This is a genomic window from Pontibacter sp. HSC-36F09 (assembly GCF_024171605.1).
Classification (GTDB): domain Bacteria; phylum Bacteroidota; class Bacteroidia; order Cytophagales; family Hymenobacteraceae; genus Pontibacter.
Genome location: NZ_JALKAA010000003.1, coordinates 115831 through 128951, shown reverse-complemented (window position 1 = coordinate 128951; position 13121 = coordinate 115831). Strand labels below are relative to the sequence as shown.

Annotated in this window: 13 protein-coding genes; 5 read left to right on the top strand and 8 right to left on the bottom strand. The window is 50.8% G+C overall.

The window, feature by feature from the left end; genetic code table 11:
* Positions 1-100: 100 nt before the first annotated feature.
* Both L1278_RS10440 and L1278_RS10435 read left to right on the top strand, forming a co-directional pair.
* Positions 101-1888 (top strand): tetratricopeptide repeat protein, encoded by a 1788-nt coding sequence (locus tag L1278_RS10440; RefSeq protein ID WP_253403640.1) that lies wholly within the window; start codon positions 101-103, stop codon positions 1886-1888.
* Between the two features lie 73 nt (positions 1889-1961).
* A complete protein-coding gene (locus L1278_RS10435) occupies positions 1962-2945 on the top strand; it encodes a pyruvate dehydrogenase complex E1 component subunit beta (protein ID WP_253403638.1) in 984 nt (327 codons plus the stop codon).
* Positions 2946-3006: 61 nt separating this feature from the next.
* Here the strand turns inward: L1278_RS10435 and L1278_RS10430 are convergent, their stop codons facing one another.
* From L1278_RS10430 to L1278_RS10415, 4 genes are all read right to left on the bottom strand, one after another.
* Complete coding sequence (locus L1278_RS10430) at positions 3007-3498, bottom strand: DUF2231 domain-containing protein (protein WP_253403636.1); 492 nt, start codon at positions 3496-3498, stop codon at positions 3007-3009.
* A gap of 4 nt (positions 3499-3502) precedes the next feature.
* Positions 3503-3823: a hypothetical protein gene (locus L1278_RS10425; protein WP_253403634.1), complete on the bottom strand. Its 321-nt coding sequence runs from the start codon at positions 3821-3823 to the stop codon at positions 3503-3505.
* A 274-nt stretch (positions 3824-4097) separates the two neighbouring features.
* Positions 4098-5048 (bottom strand): YihY/virulence factor BrkB family protein, encoded by a 951-nt coding sequence (locus L1278_RS10420; protein WP_253403632.1) that lies wholly within the window; start codon positions 5046-5048, stop codon positions 4098-4100.
* 79 nt (positions 5049-5127) lie between these two features.
* Positions 5128-5847, bottom strand: coding sequence for a bifunctional 2-polyprenyl-6-hydroxyphenol methylase/3-demethylubiquinol 3-O-methyltransferase UbiG (locus L1278_RS10415; protein WP_253403630.1), 720 nt, complete (start codon positions 5845-5847; stop codon positions 5128-5130).
* 206 nt (positions 5848-6053) lie between these two features.
* Here L1278_RS10415 and L1278_RS10410 point away from each other — a divergent pair, with 206 nt between their 5' ends.
* Positions 6054-6617 carry a DinB family protein gene (locus L1278_RS10410; RefSeq protein WP_253403628.1) on the top strand — a complete coding sequence of 188 codons (564 nt, stop codon included), beginning with the start codon at positions 6054-6056 and terminating at the stop codon, positions 6615-6617.
* Positions 6618-6623: 6 nt separating this feature from the next.
* Here the strand turns inward: L1278_RS10410 and L1278_RS10405 are convergent, their stop codons facing one another.
* Together L1278_RS10405 and L1278_RS10400 are read right to left on the bottom strand one after the other, a co-directional pair.
* Positions 6624-7517: a PhzF family phenazine biosynthesis protein gene (locus L1278_RS10405; RefSeq protein ID WP_253403621.1), complete on the bottom strand. Its 894-nt coding sequence runs from the start codon at positions 7515-7517 to the stop codon at positions 6624-6626.
* A 29-nt stretch (positions 7518-7546) separates the two neighbouring features.
* A complete protein-coding gene (locus L1278_RS10400) occupies positions 7547-8164 on the bottom strand; it encodes a hypothetical protein (protein WP_253403619.1) in 618 nt (205 codons plus the stop codon).
* Between the two features lie 449 nt (positions 8165-8613).
* On the opposite strand from L1278_RS10400, the gene L1278_RS10395 reads away from it, so the two are divergent.
* On the top strand, positions 8614-9090 hold the full coding sequence (locus L1278_RS10395) for a nucleoside deaminase (RefSeq protein WP_253403617.1): 477 nt from the start codon (positions 8614-8616) through the stop codon (positions 9088-9090).
* Between the two features lie 162 nt (positions 9091-9252).
* Here the strand turns inward: L1278_RS10395 and ffh are convergent, their stop codons facing one another.
* Positions 9253-10593 (bottom strand): signal recognition particle protein, encoded by a 1341-nt coding sequence (ffh, locus tag L1278_RS10390; protein ID WP_253403615.1) that lies wholly within the window; start codon positions 10591-10593, stop codon positions 9253-9255.
* 246 nt (positions 10594-10839) lie between these two features.
* Between ffh and L1278_RS10385 the strand changes: the two genes are divergently transcribed.
* Positions 10840-12174: a glycosyltransferase family 4 protein gene (locus L1278_RS10385; RefSeq protein WP_253403613.1), complete on the top strand. Its 1335-nt coding sequence runs from the start codon at positions 10840-10842 to the stop codon at positions 12172-12174.
* Between the two features lie 5 nt (positions 12175-12179).
* Here L1278_RS10385 and L1278_RS10380 read toward each other — a convergent pair whose 3' ends face one another.
* Positions 12180-13055, bottom strand: a complete 876-nt coding sequence (locus tag L1278_RS10380; RefSeq protein WP_253403610.1) for a hypothetical protein — start codon at positions 13053-13055, stop codon at positions 12180-12182.
* Positions 13056-13121 lie beyond the last annotated feature (66 nt).

The following is a 13121-nucleotide window of genomic DNA, read 5'->3' as shown; positions in this document are numbered from 1 at the left end:
ATTAATAGATTTTCGTCAAAAATTATCGACAAAAATCATGGTACAGCAGCTAAATAACGCCTGTACCAGCTATATCTTACGTTGGTTACCCAAATCTGATATGAAACACAACAAAAAAAAAGTTGCTTTGTTCCTGCCACTGGCTGTGGCGATGCTATCAGTCAACACAGGCTGCACCCTGCAGCGCATGGTAAAACAAGCCGAAAAACAGGAAATTGAAGTGACGCCTAATCCCCTTGTAGCCAACGGCGAAGAGGTGGTATTTGAGCTGAAGGCCACCCTTCCGGAGAAGATGCTCAGGAAGAACGAGGACTACCGTTACAAGATCGATGTGGTATACGAAGCCGCCGGTCAGCAGCGCGAACACCTTGGCGCACTCAACTTCGATGTAGGCAACTACCTCTATGAAAACCGCCGCCCAACCATTACACAGGAGTTCGCTTTCCCCTATGCGCCGCATAAAAACAAGGGTAAACTGCTGGTACAAGGCACCGCCATCGACAAGCGCAAACGCGACCGGGTAGCCTATACCCCGGAAGAACAGGTGGCCACAGGTCTGAACACCACCGCCTTGCTGATGGTGCGCAGCAACGATTATACCTATGTGCCCGACAACTACAAAACCGTTGCTGAGGGCCCGGCCAGCATCCTGTTTTATTTCGACGAGAACCAGTTCACCACCAAAAGCTACCTGGGTGAGAACCTGCCGGTGCTGGACCAGTACGCCATGGACACGGTCAAGCGGCAGACCATCAGAGTGATCGGCAGCCAGGCGCCAAACGAGAAAGGCACCGAACTGGCCCGGAAACGCGCCAAAGCCCTGGCCGACTACTACCGCAGCAAGGCAAGTCTGCTCGACTACTCCGGCAAAAAAATTGAGATCAGTTCGGAGACAGAACCGACCAACTGGGAAACCCTGCTAGAGCGCGTAAACAAATCGGCTCTGCCGAAGGCACAGAAGCAGGAAGTCTCCACGATCTTACAGGGCACGGGGACGGATAAGCAGAAAGCTGACGCCCTGCAGCAGAGTGCGGCCCTTGACTACATACGCAAATACATCTATCCAACGATGCGTTTAGCCCGCGTGGAGGTGGACTATAACCGCGCCCGCAAACCCGACTACGAGCTATACCTACTGGCCCGCCGGATTGCCGACGACAGCATCAGTGCGCAAGTGCTCACGGCCGAGGAACTGCAATATGCCGCTACGTTGACGCCCCTGCTTGCCGAGCGCCGCAAGCTGTACGAAGCTGCCGTAAAGACCACTGACAAATGGCCCGCTTACTACAACCTGGGCGTGGTATATACCGAGATGGCCCGCAAGGAATATCGCGCCAAGGCGAAAGAAGCACTTCTCGACAAAGCCATTCACAACCTGAACTTTGCCGGCTTCCGCAACCCGACTGCCGAGGTAAACTATGCATTGGCGAGTGCGTACCACCTGCGTGGCGAGCGAGAGAAAGCCCTGCAGATATATGACTATGCCATCAAACTGGGCGGAGAACAAGAACTCCTGCACCGCATCTTTACCGACAAGGCAGCTTTGGAAATGGAAATGGGCCTATATGACGAAGCCATTCACAGCCTGACCTACTCCGGCGACGACTACCAAACCAACATGAACCTGGGCCTGAGCTACCTGCTCAAGGAAAACTACGAAGGGGCCCGCCAGTATTATGAAAAGGCCCTGGAATTGAAGGAGGAGGATCCGCTGGCGCATTACTCACTAGCCGTGTTGGGTGCCCGCATGCAAAACGAGGGCATGGTGCGCATTCACCTGCGCCGGGCCATCCAGCGCGACAGCAGCTACATGGAGCGCGCCTTCGACGACCCGGAATTTGCCGCCTACCACGGGAAACAGGCCTTCCGGGAAGCGATGATACGATAAGTTGACGCTTATACATTGCAAATTGAAAGAGTTATCTTAATTTTACCAGCTGAACAGAGATTTTAACATTACTATGCGAAGTATACAGTTTAGAGAAGCCCTTCGTGAAGCCATGTCTGAGGAGATGCGCCGCGACAAGAGCGTTTTCCTGATGGGTGAAGAAGTAGCCGAATACAATGGCGCCTACAAAGTGAGCCAGGGCATGCTGGACGAATTTGGTCCGGAGCGTGTAATTGACACTCCTATTGCCGAGCTTGGCTTTGCCGGTATTGGCGTAGGTGCCTCCATGAATGGCCTGCGCCCGATCATTGAGTTCATGACCTTCAACTTCTCGTTGGTGGCCATTGACCAGGTAATTAACTCTGCCGCCAAAATGATGTCCATGTCAGGTGGTCAGTACTCCTGCCCCATCGTGTTCCGCGGACCAACTGGCAGCGCCGGTATGCTGTCTTCGCAACACTCCCAGAACTTCGAAAACTGGTATGCCAACACACCTGGTCTTAAAGTAGTGGTTCCGTCAAACCCATACGATGCCAAAGGTCTGATGAAGTCGGCCATCCGCGACAACGACCCGGTTATTTTCATGGAATCGGAGCAGATGTACGGCGACAAAGGCGAGGTGCCTGAAGAAGAATACCTGATCCCGATCGGTGTGGCTGACATCAAGCGCGAAGGTACGGACGTGACCATCGTGTCGTTTGGCAAAATGATGAAAGTGGCCCTGGCTGCCGCTGAAGAACTGGCCAAAGACGGCATCAATGCGGAAGTGATCGACCTGCGCACCGTGCGTCCGATTGATTACAAAACACTGATTGAGTCTGTAAAGAAAACCAACCGCATGGTGGTGGTAGAAGAAGCATGGCCACTGGCCTCTATTTCTGCTGAGTTGGCTTACCACATCCAGAGCAACGCGTTTGACTACATGGATGCTCCAGTGAAGCGTGTAACCTGCCGTGATGTGCCGCTGCCGTATGCTCCTACTTTGATTGAAGCATCGTTGCCAAACGTAGCGCGTACGATCGAAGCTGTAAAGCAAGTAACTTATCAGAAAGCGTAAGCTAAACTGAAATTCATAAAGAAAACGGCCCCTGGTTCTTGGAACCAGGGGCCGTTTTGATTTAAAATCCGGCACAATCAGATGGCGGGACCTGCACGCCTCCGGCTTGTTCGTATACTAGCTTTGCACCGAGGTGGCCAGTATACGCCAGAAATCCGCTTCCTGCCAGCATGAGCAGTACCACTACTACCGACAGCAGCCTACTATACCGCTTCACCCAATCCGACATACTACTCAAATCGAGCACTGTGGCTCCTGTAAACAGGTAGGCCAGGTTGTAACTAGCCAGCTCGTGGCTCTTCAGCACGGTAGGGTCGCACAGTTTCCGGGACACAATACCATCGGCCAGGTCGCCGGTGTAGATGCTGAACCAGGCACCTACTGTACCCGCATAGAGTAGGTAAGCGCCCATGCGGTGCCAAAAGGCAGCTGGCTGCGGCTTCAGAAACACGGCAAGCAGCTTCGCCAGGGTAGCGAAGAGCAACAGCGCTACCGGGAAATGCACCGTAAGTGGATGCCAGGCCTCAGTACGCCAGCTCAGCAGCTCCTCCATAGGTCTAGTCCAAAATGCGCACGGCCACGGGGTCCAGGCGCTGGCCCACTTTCTCTACCTGCACTTCTACCCTGCTGCCTTCCTTCAGCTGGTCAAAAGCCACGGTTTCTCCATTGCGGGTGAGCGTAGTAGCATCAGTGAAGTAGAGTTCCAGGGTCTTGTTGTCATCAGTCTGCACATAGATCTCTGTTTTCTCAGGCACCGCTTTCTTTACACTGCCCTGGTATGTGCCCGACTCCACCACATCGGTGCCGCCGCTATCGCAGCTATACATAAACAGGGAAAGGATGGCAAACATAGCCAGCCAGGATTTCAGGTTTTTCATAAGGTATAGGATTTAGGTTAATAATCACGGTTTCTGTTCACACATAGCATAGACTACATCTGCAGGCAATGCAACACATTTTATACGCTATATATTTTATTTGTATACCTCCTCCTAAGAATTCGGCTGCTCAACAAGTAAAACAATATGTATGTTGCCGGATTATACCTTGCCTTTGGCTGGCGTGATGATGACATTTGACATAAGACTTTCTTGATTGGATTAATAACCAACAGGGTTTATTGTCGCAGGTATTAGAACAAGGTATGGCTCCTCAGTTTAGACCCGAATCACGCTTCACTTCCACTTTGCCAGTATCCTGGTCCTGCTCTATTTCCTGCTTCTCTACCTTTACAGCTGTGTCAGAGGCCCTGACGCCGCGGTCGTGTGCCTCTGAGTATACCTGTGTGAACTCGGCGCCCAGCAGAAAGATGATAGAGGTATAGTACACCCATACCAGTATGAGCACCAGCGAACCGGCAGCCCCGTAGGTATCGGCGAGCGGGTCGTGCTGGAAATAGATATTAAGTACGAATTTGCCCAAGGTGAACAGAATGGCTGTGACAACGGCCCCCACCCATACATTGGCCCACCGAATGCGGGCATCGGGCAGCACTTTGAAGATAGCAGCGAAAATAACCGAAGCGATGGCGATGGATACCAGCATGTTGCCAATAGTTACCAGGTATACGGCTATACCTGAGAGCTCCTGGCGCAGGTAATCGTACACAAGTCCGAGCACTACGTCTATTGACAGCGAAACGAGCAGTAGAAAGCCAAAACTTACCACCAGGGCCAGCGACAGCAGGCGCCCGATTACGAGTTTCATGAAGCCTTTTTCTACCTTGGCTTTCACCTTCCAGATGGCGTTGAGCGAATCCTGCAGCGCCACAAACACCGTCGTGGCACTAAACGCCATCACGAGCACCCCAATCACTGTACCGATCGTACTGGCCTCCGATTGGCTGGCATTTTCGATGATGCTTTGCACCTGGGCAGCACTGTTGCGCCCCACAATACCACCGACCTGCTTTACCACCTCACCCCGCACAGCCTCCTGCCCGAAAGCAGCGCCTGCGATGCGAATGGTAATGATGAGCACGGCCGGCAAGGAGAAAATGGTGTAGAACCCGATGATGGCCGCATAGTCGAGCGGGTTGTCATCGATAAACTTTTTGAAGGTCTGTTTGGTGAGTTCCCAGGTTGTCGTAAGCCTTTTCCGCATGAGGTTTGCCTTTTTGCTATACCCTACAGGCATACGGCAAAGCAGCTGCTAAAGGTATAACCTCCTGCATAAATCGGGCTTAGGCTTTTGGCAGCGACAGACGGGCCAGGTAGTTGCCGTATTCTCCTTCATACAGCTGCTCACAGTTATAGCCATGCGTTGTAGCATAGTCTTCCAGTATAGCTGGATCAATGAAGAGCCATTTGAACTCGCCTGTCTGGTGTGTTTTGAAGCGCATGTTATAGATGACCTCTCCATAATAACCTGCATTCAGGTCAAGCAGAACAGAGCCATCTTCTTCTTCGAACATGTATAGAATATCCGAGGACTCGAGCAGGATCTGCCCTCCAGGGTTAAGAAGCGTTTTGGCATGCTCCAGAAAGCGCTCCAGCCCTTCCAGGTCACCGGCTATACCTATGCCGTTCATGAGCAGCAGCAGCGTGTCGAAGCGCTGACCACTCAGTTTAAGGATATCCTCTTGCAGCACCTGTTTTATACCTTGTTCCCGCATGGCCTGCACTGCACCGGCCGAAAGATCTAGGGCCGTTACATCCGCTCCGCGCTCCTGCAGGGCCAGGCTATGGCAGCCGGCGCCGGCGCCTACGTCCAACACACTTCCCCGGCACTGCTCCAGCGCCAGCAGTTCCAACTCCGGCATTTCTTCGGGTGTCCGGAACAGGTAGGCCACTTCTATCTCATCATCCTCTGTCAGGTTGCTCTCCACCACAATCTTTGCCTTTCGGTTACCGGCCATAAAGTCCTGTATAGCAGCCCCTACAGGGTCATTAGTCATCTCCATTCTGTTTGTATATTTTCTGCAAAGAAAAGAATTATCCTCCTTTGTTGCACTAAATTTGAACTTATCCAATTATATATTTTACTCCATATTAAATCACCGACCTTATTATCAACTATTTAGGTATAAAAAATAAGCACCACCCGTTGCACTAATCAGAAATTTATGTAGATTGGCAATCAATAATCGACCTAAACCTACGTTTACCTATGAGCACAACCACCTATAGCCACCTTCAATTGATGAATCCATTGCTTGAAAGCCGATACCTGAAACTGGAAGAGTCGCGTAACCAGCTGATCGGGGAGTTGGAGGGGTTAGATGAAGATCTTCTTAACCGGCCCGCCTATGCTGGCAAGTGGTCCATCAACCAAACGGTGGCGCACCTGATTCAGGTGGAGCAACTAACCAACAGCTACATACAACGCAAAGTGCAGGAAGAACAACTGGAGTCTGCCTCGCTGGCGCACAGCCTCCGGTCGCTGTTGCTTCGTGTTGCGCTGCATTCGGGCATGAAGTTTAAGGCACCTGCTGCAGTCGCGAAAGTACCCGCTTATGCCAGCTTAAACTCGCTGCGCATACAGTGGGACGCGGCCCGTTACCAACTGGAAGATACACTGACCGAGCTACCCCAGCAACAGCTGGACAAGTGTGTTTTCAGGCACCCTTACGCAGGTATGCTCAACATCTGCCAAACACTTGATTTCCTGCAGGATCACTTCAGTCACCATGCACGGCAGATAACCCGTCTGCGTCGGCAGTGGCTCCAGTAGCGGGCCCTAAAAGTCTCCTAACTCCATTTTCCTGATCACCAATCCGTTTCCTCCTGCGCGCAAGCCCATGATGTGACCTTCTCCGTCCAACTGCAGCATCACCTCGATCTGGCTTGGGGACGGATGGCGCATCAGGTAGCCCTGGTGTATCAAAAAATTTGCTTTGCTTTGCTGAAGATGATCGTGCAGGTAACAGGCAAGCGGACCCGCAGCCATGCCGGTGGCTGACTCTTCGGGTATGCCGTAACTCGGGGCAAACATGCGGGCGCTTGCATCGGCCAAAGCTGTAGTTGTCGTGAAGGCGTAGAAGCCTACCAGACCCGCTTTGTCTGATACAGCGCGGATAAGCTCCTGGTCAGGTTGCAGATTGTACAGGGTGCGCTCGTCAGGCACAGGCACCAATAGAAAAGGAACACCCGTGCTGGCAATGACAGGTACTGAAGGAAAGCTAAAACCTTCCGGAAGCCCAAGCACTGCAGCAATCAGTTGCAGATTAATACCAGCCGCTTCGATTGGTGTGTACTGCGGTGGCAATTGCGCCTGGTATACCTTACCCGATTCGAAGCTGATCTGGCGGGTGCCTTCTATGGATTCTTTCACGGCGCTTCCGTTTAGCAGCAGTCCCTTTTGCCACAGCAGGCTAAAGGCTGCTACCGTTGCATGCCCGCAGTGCGGAATCTGCTTCAGAGGTGTGTAAAACTCCACTTTCACATCCCCTACTTCTGAATCTGATACAAAAGCTGTTTCGGAAAGCCCCAGCATGGCGGCTATTTTCTGGCGCCTTTCACGTGGAAGTCTGTCTGCAAAAAGCACCACGCCGGCCGTGTTGCCTCCGTTTGGTTGCTCTGTAAAGGCTTTGACAAGGTATAGCTCGGGTGTTAAGGTCTGCGTGTCGGACATAGGGTGTGTGCGGTTAAAAAAGTATTTTACTACTTAGCCGTTTCGCTTTCTTTCAGCGCGGCAAACTCTATCTGGATGGTTTTAATGCGGACTTCGGTCTCGTCGGGCAGTTCGTCGAAGGCCTCTTTGCGCTGGTTCAACTCTTCGAGCACGGCAGCAGCCATCTCCCAGTCCTGTTGCTCCCAGTTTTTGTTTCTTGCCCGCACGTTGCTCATAAAGTTCTGGTAGGCCTGCTCAATATTAGCTGCAGTTAATGCAGTGCCGTTAGCGTACTGCCCCAGCAGATCGCGTTCCCATTTCGTTATCTCAGCCTCACGGTTTGCCAGGCTGTCCCGCTCTTTTTCCCGGGCCTTGAAATCTGCTTTGATCTGCTCATAGTCAGTTCGCAGCTTTTCTGAAAAACCCTCTTGCTTACGATCCAGCTCTTCAGTTCGCTGCTTGAAGTCTTCTTTCGTTTTTTTCCAATCCTCTTCCGTCCGTTCTTCCAGTTTGCTGGTCTGAGCATTTACCCAGGACCGGAATTCGTTTACGTCCCCCTCTATCTCGTGCTCGCGCGTGGCCGTGCACCCGCTCACAAACAGGAGAAAAAAGAGTACTAGAGCGCCACCCCTGAAGCGCGGCATTGCCAGTTTAAAAAATCGTGACAAGCGCAATCGAAAATCTGAAGCCATACAACTATTAATCATTTGTTATCAAGTATTTCCGTTTTCCGAAGTTTGAACAAGAAAATATACCTACGTATTTACTGTATTCAAAACTAATACTATAATTGGTTCGTAATTAATTCTGAAAGGTTGTTAGAATCCAATTATAAACTATCTAATCATATTACCGGATAGTACATAAAAGTAAATTATCGGCTGCTCTCCTCTCAGGGCGCAGCAACAGCTAGAATAGCTTGCACTACGAGTATGCGTTAAAAGGCACAAGTGTAGTGTAAGCTATTGCTATTATATATACTTACCTGGTCAGGATTTGGATAAGCTTCTGGCTAAGATTTCCTACATTTTCCCATTCACAATTTGCCCCTTGTCATGATGGAATCCTTAACCGATCACTTCCGGTATAACGTATGGTGCAACGTGAAGCGTATCCTATGACAGAAGAACAAAAAGACTTTATGCGGGAGGCCATCAGGCTATCCGTTGAGAAAATGGAAGCTGGTTTTGGCGGACCTTTCGGTGCGGTGATCGTGCGAGATGGCGAGATCATAGCCCGCGGGTATAACAACGTGCTGGCCACCAACGACCCCACTGCCCATGCCGAGGTTGACGCCATCCGCAAAGCCTGTCAGGCACTGGGCACTTTCCAACTGACGGACTGCGAGCTCTATACGAGTTGCGAACCCTGCCCCATGTGCCTGGGTGCCATTTACTGGGCCCGTCCCCGCAGGGTATACTACGCTAACTCCAAAGACGATGCCGCAAAGGCTGGCTTCGACGACCAGTTCATATACAATGAAATTGACAAAGACGCACCCGACCGCTCTATCCCGATGGAGCAACTGCTGCGGGAGGAAGCACAGGAAGCTTTTAAAAGATGGGCGAAGAAAGAAGACAAGCAGGTATACTGAGTCTGTTTCAGGTATAGCCTGGAGATTATGCAGGTATAGAACTGCGCGGGATTCAGCTTTGGTGATGAACCTGTAGAGGTATAGCTGAAAGCACATACTGCCATAAATGAAAAAGGCTGAGCGTATACCTGCTCAGCCTTTCTGCTTATACCTTGAGATCGTTTAGCGACGTCCGCCCATCATTTTGGCAAGGTTGGCCATACCGCCTTTGGTGCCGGCCATCTTGTTCATGGAGCGCATCATCTTGCGCATGTCGTTGAACTGCTTCATCAGGTTGTTCACCTGGGTGATGTCGGTACCGGAGCCTTTCGCGATACGGGCACGGCGGCTGCCGCTGATCATATCCGGGTTCTCGCGCTCCTGCGGGGTCATCGACTTGATGATCGCTTCGATCGGCTTGAAAGCACCTTCGTCAATCTCGACATCCTTCAATGCTTTGCCAACGCCAGGTATCATACCTACCAGGTCTTTGATATCACCCATCTTCTTGATCTGCTCGAGCTGCGTCAGGAAGTCGTCGAAGTTGAACTGGTTTTTTCGGATTTTCTTGTTGATGCGCTTCGCTTCGTCCTCGTCGAATGCCTGCTGCGCGCGCTCCACTAGGGAGATCACGTCACCCATGCCGAGGATACGCTGGGCCATACGATCCGGGTAGAACAGGTCAAGCGCTTCCATCTTCTCACCAGTCGAGATGAACTTGATCGGCTTCTCAACCACCGCACGAATCGAAAGAGCCGCACCACCGCGTGAGTCACCGTCGAGCTTGGTCAGCACCACGCCATCGAAGTTGATGCGCTCGTTGAAGGTTTTGGCTGTGTTCACCGCATCCTGACCGGTCATGGAGTCTACCACGAACAGGGTTTCGGTTGGTTTAACGGCCGCCTTGATTTCGGCTATTTCTTTCATCATCGCCTCGTCCACGGCCAAACGACCGGCGGTGTCAATGATGACTACCTTCTTGTTAGTCTTTTTAGCGTGCGCAACGGCGTTGAGGGCAATCTGAACCGGGTTTTTGTTCTCCAGTTCGGTATAGGCCTCTACGCCTACCTGCTCGGCCAGCACCTGCAGCTGGTTGATCGCAGCCGGACGGTACACGTCGCAGGCAGCTACCATTACGCCACGGCCTTGCTTTTTGAGGTAGTTGGCCAGTTTGCCCGTAAAAGTGGTTTTACCAGAACCCTGCAGACCCGCGATCAGGATGATGGCCGGCTCGCCTTTCAGGTTGATGTCCTGCTTCTTGCCACCCATCAGCTCAGTCAGTTCTTCGTAGACGATCTTCACCATCAACTGGCCCGGCGACACGGAGATCAGTACATCGCGGCCCATGGCCTCGTCTTTAATCTTGTCGGTTACCGTTTTGGCTACTTTATAGTTTACGTCGGCGTCTACCAGGGCACGGCGTACCTCTTTGATGGTGGCGGCTACGTTGATCTCGGTGATGCTTCCCTGGCCTTTGAGGGTTTTAAAGGCGCGGTCTAGTTTGTTACTTAAATTATCAAACATCTCTCTAATTCTGGATTTACCTACAAAACTAAGGAATATCAGGAATAGTTGCTATAGTAATGATGAATGACAAATGATTAATGCAGAATAGACGTGTGAAACAATAAGCCAGGTCATCGAGTAGGTTATGGAGTCCCGCTGCTTACTTCCTGCGCTATACCTGAGGCTGAAATAGAGGAGCAGCTGTGCGCAAATTTTAAATATGCATTTGCTATCTTTGGGAAAGAAGTTATTTTGCCGATCGCTTTGGAAAAAACAGACCAGATCAATTTACTATACATCTCCTACTACTGGCCTCCTTCGGGCGGGCCGGGCGTGCAGCGTGGATTGAAGTTCTGCAAATACCTGCCACACGCTGGCGTGCAGCCCAGCGTGCTCACCGTTGACGAGAAACAGGCTTCTTATCCGGTGCTCGACCATACCTTTGCGAGCGAAGTGCCAGAGGGTACAGCCGTATACCGCACCACCACTTCCGAGCCCTTTGAGTATTACAAGAAACTCTCCGGCAAGAAAGAAATACCCTACAGCGGCTTTGCCAACGAAGAAGCGAAGACCGGCTTTCTGGACAAAGTATTCAAGTTTGTGCGCGGCAACCTGTTTATACCGGACGCCCGCGTAGGCTGGAACAAGCATGCCCTCAAAAAAGCTGACGAATTGCTAAAGGGTGGCCAATATCAGGCGATCCTGACGACCAGTCCGCCGCACTCCACCCAACTGATCGGCCTGAAGTTGAAAGAAAGGTATAAAATGCCCTGGATCGTCGACCTCCGCGACCCCTGGACGAACATACATTATTACGACCAGCTTTACCACACCCCGATTGCCAAACGCATCGACCGGAATTACGAATTGCAGGTGCTGGAGCGGGCCGATGCTGTTATTGTGACAAGTGAAGATACCAAGCGCCTTTTCCTCAACAAACCAGCTAAGATTGATCCCGATAAGATTCACGTGATTCCGAACGGGTATGACGAGGATGATTTCATCTACCCTTCTACCCCACCGCAGGACGAGTTTCTGATTACGTACACAGGCACGATCACCGAGAATTATAACATCGATGTGTTTCTGAAAGTAATTTCACAACTGCGATCAGTGAACAGCGACATCCGGTATAAACTGCGCTTTGTAGGAAAGGCATCGGAGGGTGTGAAGCAGCGCATCAGCAAGGCGGGTCTGGAAGGTATAACAGAATTTGTGGCGCACGTGCCACACAACGAGGCCATCAAGTACCTGATGGAAAGTACGATGCTGCTCATGGCCATAGCCGATGTGCCCGCTGTGTATTCTAACGTGCCGGGCAAGTTGTTTGAGTACCTGGCTTCGAACAAACCGATCATCTGCCTTGGCCCCGTGCACTCCGACACCGACCGTATCATTGACGAGTGCGGCGCCGGCCGATTATTCCACTATACCGCTCACGAGCTCATGCTCGACCATATGATGCTGATGAGCAAAGCCTGGTCCATCAACCCGAACCTTGACCTGCCCTACCTCAACCACGCCCAGTTTTCAAGGCGTGAACTGACGGCGAAGCTGGCCAAGGTGGTGAAACGGTTGGTGGTGAAGGCTAAGGTATAGTCAACTTACCAGTCTACCGTAACGGGTCTGAATTCATCTACTATATAGGAAATTAATATTTCTCTGTTATCAATAACCTTGACGACGTGGCGGGTTGTTCTTAAATTAAGAAAAATGGAGTCAGCAGCTGTGGGCATACCAAAAGCTGATTGTGAGAGGTTTGCAAGCCTTTCTTTCGTTATAGTGAAAGATGTTTCGCCCGGTTTAACTAAATAGCCGATTTGTCGAGTCCGATTAATAGTGGGCGATGGAAGGACTTTACCAATGCCTGCTTTAGGGACAATTAACAGACCGACTATAATGCTGTCTTTTACAGAATTTCTTTCGAATTGAAAGTTAATTTCTTCATCAAATGAAATACGCTTGGGCGCTGCGTGCCATTTAGCAGCTTCTGGAACATCAGTCATCTGTACCCTGTACCCCTTACTCTTATCACTATTTAAGTACTCCCATTTTAAATTTCTCACCTCGTGCTGGTTCCCGTATAAGTTCCAGGATGTAGAGGGTTTGGAGGAGTCACAGATACTATTAATATAGGTCTCGGTGCACATGGGCTGCCCGTTTATTTTGCTGCTTTGAAGCGGGACATGGGGACCATTTGTATCCTTCCCTAGATACGAGGCCATGAAGTACCCTTTATCAATCGTAAATTGAGAAGGTGGGCCAGATGTAAAGAAATGATTTTCTATGTATCTGAAAATCCCATCCACATCATCGTATTTGCTAGGTTTGACAGGTACATCAGTGGTGTTGGCATCTATTACAACATAATCTACTTCTTCCGCGATAGGTATAGCTGTATCGTCTTTGTCGGAATTGCAGCTATAGAACATGAACGTTAAGCCAGCCAGGATTAGGGAAGATCTGTAAAGTTTTGTCATGATTTAAGTTTTGTTAAAGGTGGGACGTTAAATACAAGGTATTGTTAATATTCTATACAAGCAATT

Coding starts and splice junctions, on each gene's coding strand:
- L1278_RS10440 (WP_253403640.1), top strand. CDS start 101: ATGAAACACAACAAAAAAAAAGTTGCTTTGTTCCTGCCACTGGCTGTG.
- L1278_RS10435 (WP_253403638.1), top strand. CDS start 1,962: ATGCGAAGTATACAGTTTAGAGAAGCCCTTCGTGAAGCCATGTCTGAG.
- L1278_RS10430 (WP_253403636.1), bottom strand. CDS start 3,498: ATGGAGGAGCTGCTGAGCTGGCGTACTGAGGCCTGGCATCCACTTACG.
- L1278_RS10425 (WP_253403634.1), bottom strand. CDS start 3,823: ATGAAAAACCTGAAATCCTGGCTGGCTATGTTTGCCATCCTTTCCCTG.
- L1278_RS10420 (WP_253403632.1), bottom strand. CDS start 5,048: ATGCGGAAAAGGCTTACGACAACCTGGGAACTCACCAAACAGACCTTC.
- L1278_RS10415 (WP_253403630.1), bottom strand. CDS start 5,847: ATGGAGATGACTAATGACCCTGTAGGGGCTGCTATACAGGACTTTATG.
- L1278_RS10410 (WP_253403628.1), top strand. CDS start 6,054: ATGAGCACAACCACCTATAGCCACCTTCAATTGATGAATCCATTGCTT.
- L1278_RS10405 (WP_253403621.1), bottom strand. CDS start 7,517: ATGTCCGACACGCAGACCTTAACACCCGAGCTATACCTTGTCAAAGCC.
- L1278_RS10395 (WP_253403617.1), top strand. CDS start 8,614: ATGACAGAAGAACAAAAAGACTTTATGCGGGAGGCCATCAGGCTATCC.
- ffh (WP_253403615.1), bottom strand. CDS start 10,593: ATGTTTGATAATTTAAGTAACAAACTAGACCGCGCCTTTAAAACCCTC.
- L1278_RS10380 (WP_253403610.1), bottom strand. CDS start 13,055: ATGACAAAACTTTACAGATCTTCCCTAATCCTGGCTGGCTTAACGTTC.